Source organism: Mycobacterium sp. AZCC_0083 (assembly GCF_014202335.1).
GTDB lineage: Bacteria > Actinomycetota > Actinomycetes > Mycobacteriales > Mycobacteriaceae > Mycobacterium.
Map to the genome: position 1 here is coordinate 61,668 of NZ_JACHGP010000009.1, position 20,159 is coordinate 81,826.

The 20,159-nt window shown below is 67.3% G+C and carries 24 protein-coding genes; 9 read left to right on the forward strand and 15 right to left on the reverse strand.

What is annotated here, in order from left to right; genetic code table 11:
• Window positions 1-9: 9 nt before the first annotated feature.
• The 4 genes from recX to HNP02_RS22420 form a co-directional block, all read right to left on the reverse strand.
• Window positions 10-555, reverse strand: coding sequence for a recombination regulator RecX (gene recX, locus HNP02_RS22405; protein ID WP_184442690.1), 546 nt, complete (start codon window positions 553-555; stop codon window positions 10-12).
• A complete protein-coding gene (recA, locus tag HNP02_RS22410; protein ID WP_184442691.1) occupies window positions 521-1,573 on the reverse strand; it encodes a recombinase RecA in 1,053 nt (350 codons plus the stop codon). Before recA ends, recX begins: the two co-directional genes overlap by 35 nt.
• Before the next feature lie 236 nt (window positions 1,574-1,809).
• Window positions 1,810-2,004 (reverse strand): DUF3046 domain-containing protein, encoded by a 195-nt coding sequence (locus HNP02_RS22415; protein ID WP_184442692.1) that lies wholly within the window; start codon window positions 2,002-2,004, stop codon window positions 1,810-1,812.
• 9 nt (window positions 2,005-2,013) lie between these two features.
• Window positions 2,014-3,186 (reverse strand): glycosyltransferase, encoded by a 1,173-nt coding sequence (locus HNP02_RS22420; RefSeq protein WP_184442693.1) that lies wholly within the window; start codon window positions 3,184-3,186, stop codon window positions 2,014-2,016.
• Between the two features lie 60 nt (window positions 3,187-3,246).
• On the opposite strand from HNP02_RS22420, the gene HNP02_RS22425 reads away from it, so the two are divergent.
• Both HNP02_RS22425 and HNP02_RS22430 read left to right on the forward strand, forming a co-directional pair.
• Complete coding sequence (locus HNP02_RS22425; protein ID WP_304611008.1) at window positions 3,247-3,684, forward strand: limonene-1,2-epoxide hydrolase family protein; 438 nt, start codon at window positions 3,247-3,249, stop codon at window positions 3,682-3,684.
• A 10-nt stretch (window positions 3,685-3,694) separates the two neighbouring features.
• Window positions 3,695-4,108 (forward strand): DUF5313 domain-containing protein, encoded by a 414-nt coding sequence (locus tag HNP02_RS22430; RefSeq protein ID WP_184442694.1) that lies wholly within the window; start codon window positions 3,695-3,697, stop codon window positions 4,106-4,108.
• Between the two features lie 4 nt (window positions 4,109-4,112).
• Here the strand turns inward: HNP02_RS22430 and HNP02_RS22435 are convergent, their stop codons facing one another.
• From HNP02_RS22435 to pgsA, 4 genes are all read right to left on the reverse strand, one after another.
• Entirely contained in the window at window positions 4,113-4,925 is an 813-nt protein-coding gene (locus HNP02_RS22435; protein ID WP_184442695.1) for a hypothetical protein, read from the reverse strand.
• Window positions 4,926-4,941: 16 nt separating this feature from the next.
• The gene (gene pspA, locus HNP02_RS22440; RefSeq protein ID WP_184442696.1) at window positions 4,942-5,757 is read right to left on the reverse strand and encodes a phage shock protein PspA; all 816 of its coding nucleotides are present in this window, start codon (window positions 5,755-5,757) and stop codon (window positions 4,942-4,944) included.
• 121 nt (window positions 5,758-5,878) lie between these two features.
• The gene (clgR, locus tag HNP02_RS22445) at window positions 5,879-6,211 is read right to left on the reverse strand and encodes a transcriptional regulator ClgR (RefSeq protein ID WP_184442697.1); all 333 of its coding nucleotides are present in this window, start codon (window positions 6,209-6,211) and stop codon (window positions 5,879-5,881) included.
• Window positions 6,212-6,287: 76 nt separating this feature from the next.
• Complete coding sequence (gene pgsA, locus HNP02_RS22450; RefSeq protein WP_184442698.1) at window positions 6,288-6,884, reverse strand: CDP-diacylglycerol--glycerol-3-phosphate 3-phosphatidyltransferase; 597 nt, start codon at window positions 6,882-6,884, stop codon at window positions 6,288-6,290.
• A 41-nt stretch (window positions 6,885-6,925) separates the two neighbouring features.
• On the opposite strand from pgsA, the gene HNP02_RS22455 reads away from it, so the two are divergent.
• The gene (locus HNP02_RS22455; RefSeq protein WP_184442699.1) at window positions 6,926-7,444 is read left to right on the forward strand and encodes an amino-acid N-acetyltransferase; all 519 of its coding nucleotides are present in this window, start codon (window positions 6,926-6,928) and stop codon (window positions 7,442-7,444) included.
• 88 nt (window positions 7,445-7,532) lie between these two features.
• Here the strand turns inward: HNP02_RS22455 and HNP02_RS22460 are convergent, their stop codons facing one another.
• Complete coding sequence (locus HNP02_RS22460; protein ID WP_184442700.1) at window positions 7,533-10,037, reverse strand: DNA translocase FtsK; 2,505 nt, start codon at window positions 10,035-10,037, stop codon at window positions 7,533-7,535.
• Between the two features lie 141 nt (window positions 10,038-10,178).
• Between HNP02_RS22460 and HNP02_RS22465 the strand changes: the two genes are divergently transcribed.
• From HNP02_RS22465 to HNP02_RS22475, 3 genes are read left to right on the forward strand one after another with little or no spacing between them, the layout of a single operon-like run.
• Entirely contained in the window at window positions 10,179-10,502 is a 324-nt protein-coding gene (locus HNP02_RS22465; protein ID WP_184442984.1) for a putative quinol monooxygenase, read from the forward strand.
• Between the two features lie 36 nt (window positions 10,503-10,538).
• Window positions 10,539-11,369 carry a mycofactocin-coupled SDR family oxidoreductase gene (locus HNP02_RS22470; RefSeq protein WP_184442701.1) on the forward strand — a complete coding sequence of 277 codons (831 nt, stop codon included), beginning with the start codon at window positions 10,539-10,541 and terminating at the stop codon, window positions 11,367-11,369.
• Between the two features lies 1 nt (window position 11,370).
• Window positions 11,371-12,243: an SAM-dependent methyltransferase gene (locus HNP02_RS22475; RefSeq protein WP_184442702.1), complete on the forward strand. Its 873-nt coding sequence runs from the start codon at window positions 11,371-11,373 to the stop codon at window positions 12,241-12,243.
• A 3-nt stretch (window positions 12,244-12,246) separates the two neighbouring features.
• Here the strand turns inward: HNP02_RS22475 and HNP02_RS22480 are convergent, their stop codons facing one another.
• The 3 genes from HNP02_RS22480 to HNP02_RS22490 are packed head-to-tail and all read right to left on the reverse strand — an operon-like array spanning window position 12,247 to window position 15,463.
• On the reverse strand, window positions 12,247-13,926 hold the full coding sequence (locus HNP02_RS22480; RefSeq protein ID WP_184442703.1) for a ribonuclease J: 1,680 nt from the start codon (window positions 13,924-13,926) through the stop codon (window positions 12,247-12,249).
• A complete protein-coding gene (dapA, locus tag HNP02_RS22485; protein ID WP_184442704.1) occupies window positions 13,923-14,825 on the reverse strand; it encodes a 4-hydroxy-tetrahydrodipicolinate synthase in 903 nt (300 codons plus the stop codon). The genes HNP02_RS22480 and dapA overlap by 4 nt, the downstream gene beginning before the upstream one ends.
• A 47-nt stretch (window positions 14,826-14,872) precedes the next feature.
• The gene (locus HNP02_RS22490) at window positions 14,873-15,463 is read right to left on the reverse strand and encodes a FadR/GntR family transcriptional regulator (protein WP_255506825.1); all 591 of its coding nucleotides are present in this window, start codon (window positions 15,461-15,463) and stop codon (window positions 14,873-14,875) included.
• On the opposite strand from HNP02_RS22490, the gene HNP02_RS22495 reads away from it, so the two are divergent.
• Both HNP02_RS22495 and HNP02_RS22500 read left to right on the forward strand, forming a co-directional pair.
• Window positions 15,371-16,201 (forward strand): APC family permease, encoded by an 831-nt coding sequence (locus tag HNP02_RS22495; protein WP_375373702.1) that lies wholly within the window; start codon window positions 15,371-15,373, stop codon window positions 16,199-16,201. The genes HNP02_RS22490 and HNP02_RS22495 overlap by 93 nt on opposite strands.
• 30 nt (window positions 16,202-16,231) lie before the next feature.
• Window positions 16,232-16,819 (forward strand): nucleoside deaminase, encoded by a 588-nt coding sequence (locus HNP02_RS22500; RefSeq protein WP_184442705.1) that lies wholly within the window; start codon window positions 16,232-16,234, stop codon window positions 16,817-16,819.
• A gap of 4 nt (window positions 16,820-16,823) precedes the next feature.
• Here HNP02_RS22500 and HNP02_RS22505 read toward each other — a convergent pair whose 3' ends face one another.
• The 3 genes from HNP02_RS22505 to HNP02_RS22515 are packed head-to-tail and all read right to left on the reverse strand — an operon-like array spanning window position 16,824 to window position 19,340.
• Entirely contained in the window at window positions 16,824-18,032 is a 1,209-nt protein-coding gene (locus tag HNP02_RS22505; protein ID WP_184442706.1) for a winged helix-turn-helix domain-containing protein, read from the reverse strand.
• Window positions 18,029-18,514: a dihydrofolate reductase gene (locus tag HNP02_RS22510; RefSeq protein ID WP_184442707.1), complete on the reverse strand. Its 486-nt coding sequence runs from the start codon at window positions 18,512-18,514 to the stop codon at window positions 18,029-18,031. Before HNP02_RS22510 ends, HNP02_RS22505 begins: the two co-directional genes overlap by 4 nt.
• Before the next feature lie 25 nt (window positions 18,515-18,539).
• Window positions 18,540-19,340, reverse strand: coding sequence for a thymidylate synthase (locus HNP02_RS22515; RefSeq protein ID WP_184442708.1), 801 nt, complete (start codon window positions 19,338-19,340; stop codon window positions 18,540-18,542).
• Window positions 19,341-19,381: 41 nt separating this feature from the next.
• Here HNP02_RS22515 and HNP02_RS22520 point away from each other — a divergent pair, with 41 nt between their 5' ends.
• A complete protein-coding gene (locus tag HNP02_RS22520; RefSeq protein ID WP_184442709.1) occupies window positions 19,382-20,122 on the forward strand; it encodes a dienelactone hydrolase family protein in 741 nt (246 codons plus the stop codon).
• The last annotated feature ends 37 nt before the right edge of the window (window positions 20,123-20,159 follow it).

The window sequence follows — 20,159 nt, forward strand, 5'->3', positions numbered from 1 at the left end:
ACCAAGTCGCTACACCCGCCTGCGTTCCCGCTCGCTGGCCAACGCCACCTTGACCACGTCGAACGCCATCGATTGGTGGTAGCCCCGACGGGCCAGCATGCTCACCAGTCTGCGCGCCACCTTGACGTCGTCGGTGCCGTCGGTAAGGCGCTCGCGACGCAGCTTGTCGGCGACCAGCTGCTCGGCCCGGACCCGTTCGGCGTCGGCGTCGATGTCGGCCAATACGACCGCGATCACCTCGTCGTCGATGCCCTTGGTCCGCAGCTCCGAAGCCAAGGCCCGCTTGCCCTTTCCGGCGTTGACGTGCCGGGAGCGCACCCACTGCTCGGCGAAGTCCTCGTCGTCGACGAGACCGACGTCGGCCAGCCGGTCCAGGACCGCGGCGCTGACGTCATCGGGGTAGCCCCGCTTCGTCAGCTGCCCTGCCAGCTCGGCCCGGGTTCGCGCCCGCGCGGTGAGCAGGCGCAGGCACAAGGCCCGCGCCTGCTCTTCGCGGGAACCCGAATCCGCTTGCGGCGACTCAGAAGTCGACGGGAGCGGGCAGGGGTTCGACATTGACGGGCTCATCGGTCAGCACGGCACCGATGCCGAGCTTTTCCTTGATCTTCTTCTCGATCTCTGCGGCCGTATCGGGGTTCTCGATCAGGAAGTTGCGGGCGTTCTCCTTGCCCTGGCCCAGCTGCTCACCCTCGTAGGTGAACCAGGAACCGGACTTGCGGACGAAGCCGTGCTCGACACCCATGTCGATGAGCGAGCCCTCCTTGGAGATGCCCTTGCCGTACAGGATGTCGAACTCGGCCTGCTTGAACGGCGGTGCCATCTTGTTCTTGACGACCTTGCAGCGGGTCCGGTTGCCGACCGCGTCGGTGCCGTCCTTGAGCGTCTCGATGCGTCGCACGTCCAGGCGGATGGAGGCGTAGAACTTCAACGCCTTTCCGCCCGTCGTCGTTTCGGGCGAGCCGAACATGACGCCGATCTTCTCGCGAAGCTGGTTGATGAAGATCGCGGTGGTATTCGAGTTGCTCAGCGCACCGGTGATCTTGCGGAGCGCCTGGCTCATCAGCCGGGCCTGCAGGCCGACGTGGCTGTCGCCCATCTCGCCCTCGATCTCCGCACGCGGCACCAGGGCAGCCACCGAGTCGATGACCAGGATGTCCAGGGCGCCGGACCGGATCAGCATGTCGGCGATCTCGAGTGCCTGCTCGCCGGTGTCCGGCTGAGAGACCAGCAGCGAGTCGGTGTCCACGCCCAGCTTCTTGGCGTAGTCGGGATCCAGCGCGTGCTCGGCGTCGATGAAGGCCGCGATGCCGCCTGCGGCCTGGGCATTGGCCACCGCGTGCAGCGCGACGGTGGTCTTACCCGAGGATTCCGGGCCGTAGATCTCGACCACTCGGCCGCGGGGCAGCCCGCCGATGCCGAGCGCCACGTCAAGGGCGATCGACCCGGTCGGGATGACAGAGATCGGCGCACGCACCTCGTCGCCGAGTCGCATCACCGAACCTTTGCCGTGACTCTTCTCGATTTGAGCGAGTGCAAGCTCGAGGGCCTTCTCGCGATCGGGGGCTTGTGCCATGGTGTGTGTCTCCATCCCTCTTGGTAAGTCCAGGTGTTCGGTTGATCGGTGTTCGATCAGTTGGCCGTGACGTTAGGGGTCCCCACCGACAAGTGGGCCTGACCAGCGTTTCGCCGTCGAACAATGCCCACAGTAGACGAACACGTGTTCGATTCAAGTTGACACGCCGCGCGGGGAGGACAGGCGAATGAAATAGCGCTAACCCGAAGCGTTCGTCCCTATCCGAACCCGACGGATCACCACTGGTCGCGGGGCACGTCGAAGTCGGCGCAGAGCGCGCGCCACACCTCGCGGGGATCGACCCCCTCGTCGATGGCCTGCACCGCGGTGCGTCCACCGAAGCCGCTCAACACGTGGTCGACGAGCATCGACCCGCCCCGTACTCGACCGAACCGACCCTCGACCAGTTCGCGGAATTCCGTCAGCCGCACGCGACCAACCTACGCCGACGGTGCCAGTGCTTCATGGCACACCCGTACCGGATCGGCGACCCCGCGAACGTCGTCGACGGCGCGGCGAGCGGCGTCCCGGAACCGGGGCGACCCGATCACCTCGCCCACCGCGGCGGCCAACGCCTCACCGGTGAGCGGCCGGACCAGAACCGCACTCCCTTGCCGCACAATGCGATTGGCGATCTCCCACTGGTCGCCCCCTCCGGGCACCACCACCATCGGCACGCCTGCCTGCAGTGTCTTGGACACCATGCCGTGCCCGCCGCCGCAAATCACCAGATCCGCGCGCGTCAGGAGCACGTCCTGACGGCCCAGCCCGACCGTCGCCCACGTCGGCACCTCCACGTCGGCGCCGCCCAGCCTCGACACCATCACCCGCGATCCCTCGGGCAGCGTGCTGCCAGGTATCAACGTCTGCAGTGCCAGTTCGGCAAGGCCAGCCATGCCGGTCGTCGCCGTCGACGGCGCGACCACGACCACGGGCCCGTCGCCATCGGGGACGTCGAGCACTGCCGACGTCGGTTCGAAGTGCAGAGGGCCGACCACCACGGCCTCGGCCGGCCAATCGGGTCGCGGCACCTCAAGGGCGGGCAGCGTCGCGATCAGGCGACGCAGCGGGCCGAGGTCGGCCGCGGGCAGACCGATCTCGGCTCGCGCGGCGGTGCGCTGTTGAACCCCTTTGCGCACCGAACGCGCGCTCAGCGCCCGGAACACCGCGTCGCGCAGCCGACCGCGCAGACCCCGGCCCGGCGCCAACCCGCTGCCCACCGGCGGCAACCCCTTGGACGGCAGGTACAGCGGGTGAGGGCTCAGCTCGACCCACGGCACGCCGAGCAGCTCGGCGGCCAGCCCGCCACAGGTGGTGATCACGTCGGACACGATCAGATCCGGTGCCAGGGCCTTGAGGCCCGGCAGGTTGAGGACGGCCATCCGGGCGCCCCGCCGGTGGATCTTCGCCCCTGAGTCTTCGTCGTCGTCATCGTCCGTCGGATCCAGCCCGACGAGTTCCGCGGCATCGACACCGGCAGCGCGGGCGGTGTCGAGCCACTCGATACCCGTGAGCAGCGTAGGGATGTCGCCGGCTGCCAGGAACTTCTGGCATAGCGCCAGCGCGGGAAATGCGTGCCCGGGGTCGGGTCCGGCGACCACCACGACGCGCATCGGCCCACCCTAGCCACAGCGCAGACACGCGGCGACGGGCAGGAGATTAGGCTGGCCGTCATGACAGAGCAGACATCGACCGAGACGAGCGAGCAGAACGCCGTCATCGTCGAGACGTTCCTCAACTCGCTGCAGGACCAGGACTTCGCCGCGGTGGATGCCCTGATTGCCGACGACATCGTCTACCAGAACGTCGGATTGCCCACGATCCGTGGCGGAGCCCGCGTGAAAAAGCTGCTCCGGGGCATGGAAGGCCGGATGGGCTTCGAGGTGAAGTTCCATCGCAACGTGGCCGACGGCGCCACCGTGCTGAACGAGCGCACCGACGCCATCGTCCTTGGACCGTTGCGCATGCAGTTTTGGGTGTGCGGCGTGTTCGAGGTCCACGACGGGCAGATCACGCTGTGGCGCGACTACTTCGACTTCTACGACTTCACCAAGGCGATCCTGCGCGGGATCGCCGGGACGGTCATTCCATCCCTGCGCGCGACGTTGTGACCGGCACGGCATGAGCGAGACCGCGCGCACCAAGCCGAATGCCTGGCAATACGTCACGTACTGCTACGGCCGGCGCCTGCCCAATTCGATGAAGCAGTGGGTCGCCGACGACCTGGCTGGCGAGGGCGCAACGGTCCGCATGATGGTCCGGGTGTTCATTCCGGCGGTGCTGCTCCTCGCGCCGTTCTGGATCATCCCGATGTCGCTGTACCTGCACATGTCCACGACGTTGCCGATCCTGATCCCGTTCGTGTTCTTCTCGCACGCACTGAACAAGGTGTGGCGGCGGCACATGTTGCGCAAGCACGGGTTGGATCCCGGCCTCGTCGACTACGTCGCCCGCCAGCGCAACGCCCACGTGCACGACGCCTACATCGCAAAGTACGGACCGCGATCGGGGCCGCCGAGCAGCCACGACGTCTGAGCCGTCAGGCGCCGCGCAGGTGGCCGAGCTCGTCGAACGCCTGCGCCCAGCCGTTCAGCCGGTCGGTCGCGGTACCCAGCTCGTGGCGGTAGCGCTGGGCGGACATCGGCGAACTCGACATCGTTCCGCTGTTCGCGGCTGAGACCAATTGCGCTGCGGCGGTGACCATTTCGTTGTACTGCCGTACACCGGTCTCCAGCTGTGCGCTGAACGCGCGGATGGTGGGCGTCAGGTGCGCACGGGACTGCGGCGACGCGCCCGCGGCCCGCTCCATCGACACCAGGTCGGTGGCGGTAGCCGCCATGGTGGCCGCGGTCTGATTGGCCGCCAAGGTCACCTCGCGCAGCTCGTCGTCCGGCAGCATCCGGCCGCGCTGCATCACGCCGAGCAAGGAGAACATGCCGCGCTCGGCCGACGTCAGCGCCGCCATCGGCTGACGGGCCGCCGAACCCCACGGCGGGAGCCGGCGCACCGAGCGCTGCGGCGGCAACGGTTCGGCCTTCAGCCACCGGTACCGCAGGAAGCACAGCGTCGCAAGGAAGGCCGCGCCGACGCCGATGCCGCCGGGGATGGGTAGCGCCCACGCCGGTGTGCTCCACGACGCCAGGACGGCCGTCACGACGATCCAGAAGCCCGTCGCGACGGTGAAGAACAGCCCGAGGCGGAACGCCCGGCGGCGTCGGCGCAGCAGCTTCGCCCGCGGATCAGCGGCGGCGCCGAGCTTGTCCGCGAGGAGGTCGGAGAATTCCGCGGCGGTGTCGACGCCGCGCTGCGCGAGCGTGCGCCACGCCTCCACTCGTCCCGTCCGCGAACTCATCGTCATGCTCCTGAACCTATTGCGACAGTGGGTTTTCCGGCGCCGCGGCGGGCGGGCTGGCTGCTGGCGTGGCGGTCGGGGCGGCGGTCGCGCCGCCGGCGGGCAACGCGTCACCGCGCATCGAGGCGCGGATCTGCTCGAGCCGCGAGTGCCCGGCCATCTGAACGCTGGCCTGCTGCACTTCCATCATCCGGCCCTGCACCGAGTTCTGCGCGAGCTCGGCGGCACCCATGGCGTTGGCGTAGCGGCTTTCGATCTTCTGGCGCACCTCGTCGAGGCTGGGGGTGGTGCCCGGTGCGGCCAGCTCGCTCATCGACTGCAGCGAGGCGCTGACCTGCTCCTGCATCTTTGCCTGCTCCAGCTGGCTGAGCAGCTTGCTGCGCTCGGCGATCTTCTGCTGCAGCATCATCGCGTTCTGCTCGACCGCCTTCTTGGCCTGGCCTGCGGCCTGCAGCGCCTGGTCGTGCAACGCCTTGAGATCCTCGACGCTCTGCTCGGCGGTCACCAGTTGCGCAGCGAACGCCTCCGCGGCGTTGTTGTACTCGGTGGCCTTGGCCGCATCGCCCGACGCGGTGACCTGGTCGGCGAGCGTGAGCGCCTGGCGGACGTTGACCTGGAGCTTCTCGATGTCGGCGAGCTGACGGTTCAGCCGCATCTCCAGCTGACGCTGATTGCCGATCACCTGCGCTGCCTGCTGGGTCAGCGCCTGGTGTTGCCGCTGTGCGTCCTCGATGGCCTGCTGGATCTGCACCTTCGGGTCCGCGTACTGGTCGACCTTGGAGCTGAACAGCGCCATGAGGTATTTCCACGCCTTGACGAACGGGTTGGCCATGGGAACGTTTCCGCCTTCGTGTCGTTTACTGCGCCTGCCGGGGACGGGCTGATGTGCATACAGCTACTGCCCAACTTATCGGGTTCGCAGCCACTCGTGGAGAACCAAGGGGCCCTGAAAGCTAGGCCACCGCCATCGTGACGACCTGGGGGATGACCACCTTGGTCGTGACGTCGATGTTCGTCGTGCCTACGGCGGCCGGCTTCGCCGGGATCCGTTCGTGGCGGGCGAGTTCCTCACCGGCCTCCGACAGCACCCGCGACAGCGGAACCTCGAGAGCACCGCAGATGGCGCTCAGCAGTTCGCTGGACGCCTCCTTGCGGCCGCGCTCGACCTCGGACAGATATCCGAGGCTGACTCTGGCGTCGTCGGACACCTCCCGGAGGGTGCGTCCCTGCTCGGTGCGGGCGTGACGCAGCACGTCGCCGATCACTTCGCGTAGCAGTGCCGTCATCGTGCTCTCCTTCGTCGGCCGGTCACTAACAGCTGAACGCCCGCGTGCTTGCAAATGGTTCCCGGACCCACCCAGGTCACGCCGCGGCGGGTCGGCGACGTCCATCCCTGAGTGCCGAGACGACGTAGTCCAGGCCCGTGACCACGGTCAACACGACAGCGGCCCACATCAACACCCACGCGCCGGTCAGCCAGGCACCGGACAGCGGAAGCACGAACAGTCCGATCGCCAGCGCCTGCACCAGCGTCTTGAGCTTTCCGCCGCGGCTGGCCGGAATGACGCCGCGCCGCAACACGGCGAAACGCAAAATGGTGACGCCGATCTCACGCACCAGGATCACAATCGTCACCCACCACGGCAAATCGCCGAGCAGCGACAGCCCGATCAACGCCGCACCGATCAACGCCTTGTCGGCGATCGGATCGGCGAGCTTGCCGAATTCGGTGACCAGATCGAAGCTTCTGGCCAGCGCGCCGTCGACTCGGTCGGTAATCACCGCGGCCGCAAATATGACGAATGCGATTATGCGCCAACGTGTTTCATGGCCATCACCGGCGAACAGGGCCAGCAGGAACACGGGCACCAAGGCCATGCGTACACCGGTGAGGACGTTGGCGACGTTCGCGACACTGGCACGCGGAGTCACGGGATCGGTATCAGGCGGGCCAGGCACCGAATCAGAATATCCGTTGCGGCAGCCGATATTCTCACAGCGTGAATGCAGCGCCCGAAACGGATGGGCTGGTCGTCCGCCGGGCCCGCACCTCTGACGTCCCCAGCATCAAGGCGCTCGTCGACGTGTACGCCGGCAAGATCCTGCTCGAGAAGAACCTCGTCACCCTCTACGAGTCCGTCCAGGAGTTCTGGGTCGCCGAGCTCGACGACGAGCTGGTGGGCTGCGGCGCGCTGCACGTCCTGTGGGCCGACCTCGGCGAGCTGCGCACCATCGCAGCGCACCCCAAGGTGCGCGGACGCGGTGTCGGGCACGCCGTCGTGGCGCGCCTCCTCGATGTGGCAAGGGAAATACGCCTCGAGCGGATCTTCGTACTGACCTTCGAGACCGAGTTCTTCGGCAAGCATGGCTTCAAGGAGATCGACGGCACCCCGGTGACCGCAGAGGTCTACGAGGAGATGTGCCGTTCCTACGACATCGGCGTCGCGGAGTTCCTCGACCTGTCCTACGTCAAGCCCAACATCCTCGGTAACACCCGGATGCTCGTGACACTCAGCTAGAGCTGCGTGCGCCGAATGTGACACCGCTGCGAGAAATCCGGCTCAAAGTCAAGTGGTTGTTGCAACGGCATCACGTTCGGCGGGTCGCTCAGTCCTCGTCGTCGGCGGGATCCTCGCCGCCGCGGATCAGCATCAGCGTTCCAGCCAGCTCGTCGGGCTTGACCAGCACCTCACGCGCCTTGGAGCCCTCACTCGGCCCGACGATCTGCCGCGTCTCCATGAGGTCCATCAATCTGCCGGCCTTGGCGAAACCGACCCGCAGCTTGCGCTGCAGCATCGAGGTGGAGCCGAACTGCGACGACACCACCAGCTCGACGGCCTGCAGGAAGACGTCCATGTCGTCGCCGATGTCGGGGTCGACGTCGGTGCGCTCGCCGGTCGGCTTGGCCTTGGTGACGCCCTCGGTGTACTCCGGCTCGGCCTGGTCCTTGCATGCGGCGACGACGGAATAGATCTCCTCGTCGCTGATGTAGGCGCCCTGGAACCGGATCGGCTTGTTGGCGCCCATCGGTAGGAACAAGCCATCGCCCATGCCGATCAACTTCTCGGCGCCCTGCTGATCCAGGATGACGCGGCTGTCGGTCAGCGACGACGTCGCGAATGCCAACCGGGACGGCACGTTGGTCTTGATCAGACCGGTGACGACGTCCACCGACGGCCGCTGGGTGGCCAGGATGAGGTGAATACCCGCGGCACGGGCCTTCTGGGTGATCCGGACGATCGCGTCCTCGACGTCGCGCGGCGCCGTCATCATCAGGTCGGCCAGCTCGTCGACGATCGCGATGATGTAGGGATACGGCTTGTAGACGCGTTCGCTACCCAGCGGAGCGGTGATGACCCCGGACTTCACGTTCTTGTTGAAGTCGTCGATGTGGCGGACCTTGTTGGCCTGCATGTCCTGGTAGCGCTGTTCCATCTCCTCGACGAGCCACGCCAGTGCTGCCGCCGCCTTCTTGGGCTGCGTGACGATGGGCGTGATGAGGTGCGGAATGCCTTCGTACGGCGTGAGTTCCACCATCTTCGGGTCGATCAGGATCATCCTGACCTCCTCCGGGGTGGCCCGCGCAAGGATCGACACCAGCATGGAGTTGACGAAGCTGGACTTGCCGGAGCCCGTCGACCCGGCCACCAGGAGATGCGGCATCTTGGCCAGGTTGGCCGAAATGAAGTCACCCTCGATGTCCTTGCCCAAGCCGATCACCAGCGGATGGTGATCGCGGCGAGTGGACGCGGCGGTCAACACGTCGGACAGGCGCACCATCTCGCGATCGGTGTTGGGCACCTCGATGCCGACGGCCGACTTGCCGGGGATCGGCGCCAGCATGCGCACGCTCTCCGTGGCCACCGCGTAGGCGATGTTCTTCTGCAGCGCGGTGATCTTCTCGACCTTGACGCCAGGGCCCAGCTCGACCTCGTAACGGGTGACGGTCGGCCCTCGTGTGCAGCCGGTGACGGCGGCGTCGACCTTGAACTGCTGCAGGACGGAGCCGATGACCTCGACCATCTTGTCGTTGGCCGCGCTGCGCAGCTTCGGCGGATCGCCTGCGACGAGCAGGTCAAGGGACGGCAGTTGGTAGGGCCCGTCGACAATGCGGTCCAGTACCAACGTGTCCGTCTTCTTGGCCGGCTTCTTGCGCCGGGACACGCGGGCAGTCGGCTCGGGGACCGTCGGGGCCTCGTCCTCCAGCGGGTAGTTGTCGTACGGCGTGCCCGTGCTCGTGCCCGCGGTCGTACCCGAGACCGGCCAGGCCTGTGCTTCGTCGCCGAGATCGCCCTCGTCGTAATAGCCGTCGGAGAAGTCATCGGGCTGTCCGTTCGCCCGCTCGTCATCGTCGTAGTAGTCGTCGTTGCCGTAGTCGTCACCGCGGTATCCGGTGCCGAACAGCGCCCGCAGGGTCGACGGCACCTCGCGGATCGTGGTTCCGGTCATCAACAGCACGCCGAACAGCACCCCGATGATCAGCAGCGGCGTCGCGATCCAGACCGTGAGCCCGTCGGAAAGCGGCCCGCCGAGCGCGAAGCCGACGAAACCCGCAGCCGCGCGACGCGCCACCGGATCCTCCGGCGCACCGGCCCACAGATGCCATAGGCCGAGTGCTGGCAGTCCGATCATCGCCGCGCCGAGGATGAGCCGCGGTCGGGCCTCGGGGTTCGGTTCGGTGCGCATCAGGACGACGGCAATGACGATGAGCAGGATCGGCATCAGCGCCACTGCCGAGCCGATGACGGCCCGCACGACGGTGTCGATCCACCCCCCGACGGGGCGCGCGGCGTCGAACCAGGAACTGGCCACCAGTACCACTGCGAGGCCCAGAAGGCCGAGGGCGATGCCGTCCCTGCGGTGACCGGGCTCCAGATCGCGGGCGCGCCCGACGGAGCGCGCGGTAGTCCCCGCCCCCTTGGCGACCATCATCCAGCCGGCCCTTGCGCCGCGGCCGATGGCGGCTCCGGCACCTGCGGCGGGCGATGGGGACGTGCGGCGCGCGGGCTTGCGGCGCGGGGCCGCGGGCCGGGCCGGGCGGGCTCCAGTCTTCGAACTGGCCTTTGACCTGCTCGAACGGGCGCCCGAGCGGGCAGCGGTCTTACTTGCCATGGGCCCAAGCCTAGTCGCAACAGCCCCAGAATCACCATCAGCCACACTGGTCACAGCTCGATTGCAATCTTCCTAGCTAAGCTTCGCATTAGTAGGGTGGACATCAGTCCAGCCGCACTCACCGAGGAGTCCCCAGTTCCCATGTCCAGCGCCCCCGTAGTCGTCGTCGCCACCTTCACAGCCAAGCCCGAGTCCGTGGACACCGTCCGCGACGCCTGCACGCGCGCGATCGAGGCGGTGCACCAGGAACCGGGTTGCGAGCTGTACTCGCTGCACGAGGCGGACGGCACCTTCGTCTTCGTCGAGCAGTGGGCCGATGCGGACGCCCTGAAGGTCCACGGCACCGCCCCCGCCGTCGGCGCGCTGTTCGGGGCCATTGGCGACCACCTGGCAGGCGCACCCGACATCAAATACTTGCAACGCGTGGTCGCGGGCGATCCGGCCAAGGGTCAGCTGCGTGCCTGACGAGCGCTTGCGCGAGGAAGCGAGTAGGCACTGAGAATGGGAAGCTCTGACGGGACCCTCAAGGGAAAAACGGCCTTCATCACCGGCGCGGCCCGCGGTCAGGGCCGCGCGGAAGCGGTGAAACTGGCATCCGAGGGCGCCGACATCATCGCGGTCGATCTGTGTGACCAGATCGCGTCGGTTCCCTATCCGATGTCCACCCCCGACGACTTGGCCCACACGGTCAAGCTCGTCGAGGACACCGGTGCGCGCATCGTGGCCACGCAAGCCGACGTGCGGGACCGGGCGGCGCTGAAGAACGCGGTCAAGGCAGGCGTCGAAGAACTTGGCGGCCGGCTGGACATCGTCGTCGCCAACGCGGGCATCGCACCCATGGCAGGCGAGACCGCATGGCAGGACGTGATCGACGTCAACCTGACCGGCGTCTACCAAACCGTCGACGTCGCGATGCGGCCAATGATCAAGGCGGGCAACGGCGGATCGATCGTGCTGATCAGCTCGGTGGCCGGGCTGGTCGGACTCGCCTCCCCGATGGCCGGGTCGATGGGCTACGCAGCCGCCAAGCACGGCGTCGTCGGCCTGATGCGGGTGTACGCCAACCTCCTTGCATCACAAAGCATCCGGGTGAACTCGATACATCCGGCGGCAGTGAACACGCCGATGATCGACAACGACTTCATCCGCAGCTGGCTGGACGGCCTGGCCCAGGAGACCCAGGGTGGACCCGACATGGGCAACGCGCTGCCGGTGCAGGCGCTCGAGCCGGAGGACATCGCCAACGCCGTCTACTACCTGGTGTCCGACGCAGGCCGTTACGTCACCGGCGTCACGTTGCCGGTGGACGCCGGCTTCGTCAACAAGCGCTGAGGTGCCTGGGAATCCAGCAGCCAAGACGGCTTTCGGGCCGATGGTGCTCTCGGCGATCGAACATCAGGAACCGCCGGATCGCCGCCTCGTCGACGACGACCTCGCGGCGTCGTTCCTGCCCAAGCCACTGCGGGCCCTGGTGCGCGCCACCAGATTCCGCCTCGTCCGCCGGGCCGTCATCGCGGCCTCCGAGCGATCCGGCCCTGGGCTATGGGCGAACCTGGCCTGCCGCAAGAGCTACATCGACGACAACCTAGCCGAGTCGCTTCCCGGCGTGGACGCCGTCGTCATCCTCGGTGCGGGCCTGGACACCAGGCCGTACCGCCTTGCGCGCCATGGCGACGTCCCGGTCTTCGAAGTCGACCTGCCGGTGAACATCGCACGCAAACGCGCCGTCGTGTCGAGAGTGTTCGGCGCGGTGCCACCATCGGTGCGGCTGGTCTCCGTTGACTTCGAGCGCGACGACCTGATGGCGACGCTCGCATCGTATGGCTACCGCGTCGACTCCCCCACCTTCTTCATCTGGGAGGGCGTCACGCAGTACCTGACCGCGGACGCCGTACGGGCCACGTTCGACCAACTCGCGCAGGCGGCCAGCGGCAGCAAGCTCGACTTCACCTATGTGCGACGCGATTTCATCGACGGCGTCAACCTGTACGGCGCACCCGTGCTGTTCGAGAAGTTCCGGGTGCGCAGCCAGGTATGGAAGTTCGGCATGATGCCCGAGGACGTCGAGGAATTCCTCGCGGGCTACGGCTGGCGGCTGATCGAGCAGGCCGGGCCCGACGAGCTGAAGGACCGCTACGTCCGGCCTGCAGGCCGCAACCTTCCCGCCTCGCAGATCGAATGGTCGGTCTACGCCGAGAAGATCTGAAGGTCAGTCGACTTCGAGCACCGTCGGCACGATCATCGGCTGGCGCCGGTACACCTCGGCCACCCACTTGCCCACCGCACGGCGTACCGCCTGCGCAATGCGGGCAGGGTCGGTGACCTTGTCGGCGGCCAGCGTCTCGAGGGCCTCGGTCACCTTGCGGGTGGCCGGTTCGAGTGCCTTGGGGTCCTCGGAGAAACCGCGGGAAATCAGGTGCGGGACGGCCGCCAACTTCGAGGTGCCGCGGCGCACGACGACGGTGACGGAGATGAAACCCGAAGACAGCGTGAGCCGTTCACCCAAGGTGACCTCACCCACGTCGCCGGTGATCAGACCGTCGACGAACATCTTGCCCAGGGGTACCGCACCCGAGATGCTGGCCTTGCCGGCGACGAGGTCGACGCTGACGCCGTTCTCGGCAAGCACGATGTTCTCCTCGGGCACACCGGTACTCACCGCAAGCGCGGCATTCGCACGCAGGTGGCGCCACGTACCGTGTACGGGCATCACGTTGCGGGGCCGAACGCCGTTGTAGAGGAACAACAATTCGCCTGCGTAGGCGTGGCCCGAGACGTGAATCCTGGCCTGGCCGTTGGTGACGACGCGGACACCGATCTTGGCGAGTGAATCGATGACGCCGAAGATCGCCTCCTCGTTGCCCGGGATCTGCGACGACGACATGATGATCAGATCACCAGACGTTAGCGTGATGCTGCGGTGCTCACCGCGCGACATCCGCGATAGCGCCGCCATCGGCTCGCCCTGGGTTCCGGTGGTGACGAGGGTGATTCGGTCCGCAGGCATCATCTCCGCGGCACCGATGTCGATGACGTCGTCGTCGTCGACGTTGAGGAAGCCCAGATCGCGGGCGATCCCCATGTTGCGCACCATCGAGCGGCCCACGAAGGAGACCTTGCGGCCCAATGCCACTGATGCGTCGATGATCTGTTGCACCCGAGCGACGTTCGACGCGAAGCAGGCGACGATCACGCGCCCTTCGGCCCCACGGATCAAGCGGTGCAGGTTCGGCCCGATCTCGCTCTCCGACGGACCCACTCCTGGTACTTCGGCGTTGGTCGAATCGCACAGGAACAGGTCCACCCCGGCATCGCCGAGTCGCGACATCCCCGGCAGGTCGGTGGGGCGGCCATCGAGTGGCAGCTGGTCGAGCTTGATGTCACCGGTGTGCAGCACCGTTCCCGCGCCGGTGTAGACGGCGATGGCCAGCGCATCCGGGATGGAGTGGTTGACCGCGAAGTACTCGCACTCGAACACCCCGTGCTGGCTGCTCTGCCGTTCGGCGACCTCGATGAACACCGGTTTGATGCGGTGCTCACGGCATTTCGCGGCGACGAGCGCGAGGGTGAACTTCGACCCGACCACGGGGATGTCCGACCGCAACTTCAACAGGTGCGGGATCGCCCCGATGTGGTCCTCGTGGGCGTGGGTCAGCACCAGCGCCTCGACGTCGTCGAGGCGATCCTCGATGTGCCTGATGTCGGGCAGGATCAGATCGACGCCGGGCTCGTCATGGCCTGGGAACAACACGCCACAGTCGATGATCAACAGACGGCCGAGGTGCTCGAAAACGGTCATGTTGCGGCCGATTTCGCCGATGCCGCCGAGCGCTGTGAGCCGCAGCCCTCCCGGCGCAAGGGGTCCCGGCGGAGTCAGCGGTGCCGTCATGCCAGCACGCCGGCAGCTCGCATGTCGGCGGCCAGCGCCTCCACCTCGGCAGCCGTCGCCGGGATCTGAGGCAGCCGTGGTTCGCCGGTTTCGATGCCCTGCAATCGAAGCCCCGTCTTGGCCATCGTGACGCCGCCGAGGCGGACTTGAGCATGGTTGAGCGGCCCGAGCGTGACGTGGCACTTGCGCGCCGTCGCGACGTCGCCGGAGGCGAACGCCGACCACAGGTTTCGCAACTGACCCGCGGCCACGTGACCCCACACGCTGACGAAGCCCGTCGCGCCCATCGCCAGCCACGGCAGGTTCAGCGCGTCGTCACCCGAGTAGTAGGCCAGTCCGGTCTCGGCCATGATCATCGCGCCGCCGTGCAGGTCGCCCTTGGCGTCCTTCACGGCGACGATGTTCGGGTGTTCGGCCAAGGTCCGGATGGTGTCCCACTCGATCGGCACGACCGAACGCGACGGAATGTCGTACAAGATCACGGGCAGCGCGGTGGCGTCGGCGACGGCGGTGAAGTGGGCAACCAGACCCGCTTGCGGCGGACGCGAGTAGTAGGGCGTCACGACGAGCAGCCCGTGTGCCCCCTCGGCTTCGCACGCCTTGGCGAGATGGGCGCTGTGCGCGGTGTCATAGGTACCGGCGCCCGCGATGATCCTGGCGCGGTCGCCGACCGCCTCGAGGACGGCGCCAAGGAGCGCGATCTTCTCGTCGTCGGTGGTGGTGGGCGATTCGCCGGTGGTGCCGGAGAGCACCAAGCCGTCGCATCCGGAATCCACCAGATGCGTCGCTACCTTCTTGGCGGCCGCCAGATCAAGCGTGCCGTCCGGGCCGAACGGCGTCACCATGGCAGTCAGCACGGTGCCCAGGCGTGCGCTGACGTCGATTCCACTGGTGGTCACGGGCCCAAGGTTACCTGCCCCACCCAGGCGTTCAGTAGAGCCGGCACTCAGTCGGCGAGCACACCGGCGCGACGCATCGCCGTCGCGATGTGCTCGAAGTCGATCGCGACGTGTGCGCGGGCCAACGCGTCGGCATCGTCGGTGCGGCCGTCGGCGATCGCGTCGATCAATTCCTCGTGCTCGTGCAGTGACCGCAACTCCATCTCGCGCATGGTGGTCGGCTCGCCCCACAGGTGCGCGGGCGCCCCGATGCTGACCGATGCCTCGAGGTCCACCAGCACCTGGATGAGCACCGGATTGTGCGCGGCGTTCATGATCGTGGCGTGCAGCCGGCTGTCGGCCTGCTGGGCTTCAAGGCCGCTGTCGGCGGTCCGGTACCGCGCGAGCGCGTCCCGCATGTCGGCCACGTCGGTGGGCGTCCTGGCCTCGGCTGCAGCCCGGCACACCGCCCCGTGCAGGCGGCAGATGGCGTCACAGCGGTCCCGCAGTTCGCCGAGGCGTATCGACAGCGTGCGACCCACCACCTCCGTGGACGACTCGGGCCACTGTTCGACGACGTAGGACCCACCTCCGCGACCACGGCGGGTCTCGAGAAGCCCGCGCTCGACCAGCCGGGCGAGCGCTGCGCGAACGGTCATGCGGCCCACACCCAGTGCCGCCGCGAGCTCGCGTTCCACCGGGAGCCGCGCACCGGGGGGCGCAAGAATCCTGCAGGCCGGGCGATGATCATCGCGCTGTTCGTGGTGGCCTTCTTGTTCGTCACCCAGACCTGGCTGGCCAGCCTGCTGGCCGGCGGGCGCGAGGCGTTCGGCGACGACGAGGTGGGCAACGCGTTCTTCACCCTCGTCCAAGCGGCCTCGACCACCGGCTGGATGAATGCCTTCTTCGCGGTGAACGTCATGGCGGCGGGGTTCGCCAACGCGATGGCCGCGCAGGCCGCCACCAGCCGGCTGCTCTACTCGATGAGTCGGGACGGTCAGCTGCCGAGCTTCCTGTCCAAGATCAGCAGCCGCAAGGTGCCGATGGCCGCGATCCTGGTCGTCAGCGCGCTGAGCCTGGTGCTGGTGCTGTTCTTCGTCGGCCAGATCGCCTTGATCTCGTCGCTGGTGAACTTTGGGGCCCTGTTCGGCTTCTGCCTGTTACACGTCTCGGTGGTCTGGTACTACGTGGTGCGCCAGAAGTCCAAGAACTACCTGCTGCACCTGGTGGTCCCCACGCTGGGTTTCCTGATCATCGGCTACGTGTTGTTCAACGCCGACGCCCTTGCCAAGATCGGCGGGCTGGTCTGGCTGGCCGTCGGAGCAGTGGTGTTCGCGGTCAACGTGTTTCGCGGACGGGGCGTACCCGAGCTGGCCGAGGAACCGGCGAACGACTGACCGTCGGGCGCGTCGGCGTTAGGGTGAGCCATGACAGCGACGTCCATCGCCCCGCGCCTGCTCGACGTCATCGACGACGACATCCTGCCGCTGACCGAACGCGGCGTCGCCGCGGGCAACAAGGTGTTCGGTGCGGCGATCCTGCGCAAGTCCGACCTGTCACTGGTGATGGTTGGCACCAACGACGAGACCGACAACCCGCTGCTGCACGGTGAGATCAACACGCTCAACGAGTTCTACGAGCTGGACGATCGGCCACCGACGCCGGAGCTGGTGTTCCTCACCACCCACGAACCCTGCACGCTGTGCATGTCGGCCATCACGTGGGCCGGGTTCGACAACTACTACTACTTCTACAGCCACGAGGACTCGCGGGACGCCTTCGCGATCCCCCACGACCTGAAGATCCTCAAGGAGGTCTTCGGGCTGGACCCGGGTGGCTACCGGCGCACCAACGCGTTCTGGACTGCCTATTCGATTCCCGACCTAGTGGATTCCGAAGCCGAACCACTGCGCACCGAGCTGCGCGAGCAGACGCAACGGATCAGGGACCGATACCAGGCACTCTCGGATCAGTACCAGGAATCCAAGGGCGACAACGACATTCCGTTGGCCTGAGTCGTCACCGCAGCGCTTTGCGCAGTACGCCCACCAGGTCCCCGCGCTGGCCCACCCTCACGTCGTCGAGGTCCAACCACGACGCCATCGAGCGCAGTTCGCCCGCCAACGCGCTGGCGACGTATCCCGCGTCCTGCCCCGGCTCGGTGAACGCACCGACGACGTTCAACGCGCCGGACGCGCGCTCCGCCTTCAGGTCGACCCGGCCCACCAGCCGTCCATCGAGCAGGAACGGCCATACGTAGTAACCGAATTGACGTTTCGGCTGCGGCACGTAGATCTCGATTCGGTAGTGGAACCCGAACATGCGCTCGACACGGGGCCGGAAGAAGATCAGCGGATCGAACGGGCATAGCAGCGCGGTGCCCCGATCCCGCCGCGGCACCGTCTGCCCCGCAGGCAGGTACGCAGGGGCCGCCCATCCGTCGACCTCGACCTCCTCGAGCTCACCGGACGCCACCAGCGCCGCGACCGCGGGCTTGCTCTGCTTCGGGTTCAGCCGGAAGTAATCGCGCAGGTCGGGCTCGGTTCCCACACCGAGAGCTCCAGCCGCACGCAGCACCAGCTCCCGCACCGCCTCGGCGTCGTCGACGTCACGCGCGAATACCTCCGGCGGAAGCACGCGCTCGCTGAGGTCGTAGTGCCGCGCGAAACCGACCCTCGTCGACGTCGTGAGCACGCCGGAGGACCACAGCGCCTCCGCCACCCACTTGGTGTCGCTGCGATCCCACCAGGGTCCCTTGCGCCCGCGCTGCTCGACTTCCAGATGCGCCTCGATCTGCCCGGCGGTCGACGGACCCAAGTCGGTCACCGCTGCGACGATGTCCTCGGCCAGCCTGCCGTTCTTCTTGACGATCTCCCTGCCCCAGCGCCCATGCTCGTACTCGCGCATCCGCCACCGCAGCAGCGGCCAGTCGTCGACCGACATCAGCGCAGCCTCGTGCGCCCAGTACTCGACCAGAAGTCGCGGTGACTTGGCGCTGTGGCTCCACGCCGCGCGCTCGAGGATCGTGCGGTCATAGGGGCCGAGGCGACTGAACACCGGCGCGTAGTGTGCGCGCACCGCGACAGACACCGAATCGAGCTGCAGTACCTGGAGTCGGGACAACAGCTTGCGCAGATGCGCCCGGGTCACAGGCCCCGTCGGCTTCGGCTCCGCGAATCCCTGTGCCGCCACCGCGACGCGGCGCGCGGCATCCGCCGAGAGCTTCACGCCCGAAGGTACGTGTTGAACCGGTATCGCAGGCCGGACGTGCTGGTCAGCCAGTCGCCCGCGGTACCGACCCACGATTGGTCGAGGACGGGCGCCACCGCGTCGCCGTCCTCGCGAGGCAGGTCGATCTGCACCTCGGTGACCTCGCACCGGGTCGCGATCGGCAAGGCCAGCGCGTAGATCTGCTCGCCGCCGATCACCCAGCTCTCGCCGTCGGCCAAGACCCCGTCCAACCCGTCCACCACCACAGCTCCGTCTGCCACGTACTCAGCTTGCCGGGTGACTACGACATTTTTTCGTCCCGGCAGCGGCCGCACCTTCGCCGGCAGCGATTCCCAGGTCAATCTGCCCATGACGACGGTCTGTCCCATGGTCAGCTCCTTGAAGCGGGCCTGGTCCTCGGGCAGTCGCCATGGAATGCCGTTGTCGCGACCGATGACCCCCGAGGTGGACTGCGCCCAGATCAGGCCAACACTCACCATCGATGCTCGGCCCTGCAAGCAGGCCTCATACGGCCACAGGGGCCTTGATCGCCGGGTGCGGATCGTAGTTCTTGATCTCGATGTCCTCGTAGACGTAGTCGAAGATCGAATCACGTGGCGCGAGAACCAGTTCCGGGTACGGGCGCGGGTCGCGGCTGAGCTGCAGCTCGACCTGCTCGACGTGGTTGTCGTAGATGTGGCAGTCGCCACCGGTCCAGACGAACTCGCCGACGCCCAGGCCGGCCTGCGCGGCCATCATGTGGGTCAGCAGTGCGTAGCTGGCGATGTTGAAGGGCACCCCGAGGAACAGGTCAGCGCTGCGCTGATACAGCTGACACGACAGCTTGCCGTCGGCGACGTAGAACTGGAAGAACGCGTGGCACGGCGGCAGCGCCATCTGCGGGATCTCGCCGACGTTCCAGGCCGAGACGATGTTGCGCCGCGAATCGGGATCGCTGCGCAGCAGTTCCAGCGCGGCACTGATCTGGTCGACGTGATCGCCGGACGGGGTGGGCCAGGACCGCCACTGCACACCGTAGACCGGACCGAGATCGCCTGTGCTGCTTGCCCATTCGTCCCAGATGGTGACGCCGCGCTCCTGCAGCCAGCGCACGTTCGACTCACCGCGCAGAAACCACAGAAGCTCATACACGACCGACTTGAGATGCACCTTCTTGGTGGTGATCAGCGGGAAGCCGGCGGCCAGGTCATAGCGCATCTGGTGGCCGAACAGGCTGCGAGCGCCAGTGCCGGTCCGATTCGACTTCGGTGTTCCGGTCTCGAGCACCAGTCGCAGGAGATCCTCGTAGGGAGTTGCGATCGCCACGCGGTCAGCTTACGTCCAGAGCCAGGGAGTAAAACGGAGGCATGCCGACGATCACCGACAGCATCACCACGCCCGATGGAACCTGTGCCGTCACGCTCGCCACCCCGGAAGGCGACGGCCCCTGGCCAGGGGTGGTCATGTACCCGGACGCCGGCGGCAGGCGTCCGGTGTTCGACGAGATGGCCGAGAGGCTGGCCGGCCACGGCTACGCCGTGCTGGTGCCCGACATCTACTACCGCAGCGGCGACTGGGCGCCGTTCGACTTGAACACCGCCTTCAGCGATCCGGATGAACGCAAGCGCCTGATGTCACTGATGGGCGGTATCACTCCGGACAAGATGGCGGCCGACGCAGCAGCCTTCTTCGACTACCTGGAATCCCGGCCCGAGGTCAGCGGCACTGCGTTCGGCACCACGGGGTACTGCATGGGTGGGCGCACCTCGTTGGTGGTGGCCGGTCGCGTTCCCGACCGGGTGGCGGCGGCGATGTCGTTCCACGGCGGCGGGCTCGCATCCGACGATCCGGGCAGCCCACACCTGCTGGCCGACCAGATTCGTGCCGCCGTGTACGTCGGCGGTGCCGAGAACGATGCGTCCTTCACCCCCGAGGCGGCCGAGACGCTGGACAAGGCGCTCACGGCGGCGGACGTCGAGCACACCATCGAGTGGTACGCCGCTGCGCACGGTTTCGCGGTTTCCGACCACCGCGCCGCCTACGACGCCGATGCCGCCGAGCGGCACTGGAAGGCGATGGAGAGCTTCTTCGGCGCGAAGCTCGGCTGACCTGCGTGGGCAGCCCGCTTTGCCTGACCGTGGGCCG

Coding starts and splice junctions, on each gene's coding strand:
- recX (WP_184442690.1), bottom strand. CDS start 555: ATGTCGAACCCCTGCCCGCTCCCGTCGACTTCTGAGTCGCCGCAAGCG.
- recA (WP_184442691.1), bottom strand. CDS start 1,573: ATGGCACAAGCCCCCGATCGCGAGAAGGCCCTCGAGCTTGCACTCGCT.
- HNP02_RS22420 (WP_184442693.1), bottom strand. CDS start 3,186: ATGCGCGTCGTGGTGGTCGCCGGACCCGACCCCGGGCACGCATTTCCC.
- HNP02_RS22425 (WP_304611008.1), top strand. CDS start 3,247: ATGACAGAGCAGACATCGACCGAGACGAGCGAGCAGAACGCCGTCATC.
- HNP02_RS22430 (WP_184442694.1), top strand. CDS start 3,695: ATGAGCGAGACCGCGCGCACCAAGCCGAATGCCTGGCAATACGTCACG.
- HNP02_RS22435 (WP_184442695.1), bottom strand. CDS start 4,925: ATGAGTTCGCGGACGGGACGAGTGGAGGCGTGGCGCACGCTCGCGCAG.
- pspA (WP_184442696.1), bottom strand. CDS start 5,757: ATGGCCAACCCGTTCGTCAAGGCGTGGAAATACCTCATGGCGCTGTTC.
- clgR (WP_184442697.1), bottom strand. CDS start 6,211: ATGACGGCACTGCTACGCGAAGTGATCGGCGACGTGCTGCGTCACGCC.
- HNP02_RS22460 (WP_184442700.1), bottom strand. CDS start 10,037: ATGGCAAGTAAGACCGCTGCCCGCTCGGGCGCCCGTTCGAGCAGGTCA.
- HNP02_RS22465 (WP_184442984.1), top strand. CDS start 10,179: ATGTCCAGCGCCCCCGTAGTCGTCGTCGCCACCTTCACAGCCAAGCCC.
- HNP02_RS22470 (WP_184442701.1), top strand. CDS start 10,539: ATGGGAAGCTCTGACGGGACCCTCAAGGGAAAAACGGCCTTCATCACC.
- HNP02_RS22480 (WP_184442703.1), bottom strand. CDS start 13,926: ATGACGGCACCGCTGACTCCGCCGGGACCCCTTGCGCCGGGAGGGCTG.
- HNP02_RS22490 (WP_255506825.1), bottom strand. CDS start 15,463: ATGACCGTTCGCGCAGCGCTCGCCCGGCTGGTCGAGCGCGGGCTTCTC.
- HNP02_RS22500 (WP_184442705.1), top strand. CDS start 16,232: ATGACAGCGACGTCCATCGCCCCGCGCCTGCTCGACGTCATCGACGAC.
- HNP02_RS22510 (WP_184442707.1), bottom strand. CDS start 18,514: ATGGTGAGTGTTGGCCTGATCTGGGCGCAGTCCACCTCGGGGGTCATC.
- HNP02_RS22520 (WP_184442709.1), top strand. CDS start 19,382: ATGCCGACGATCACCGACAGCATCACCACGCCCGATGGAACCTGTGCC.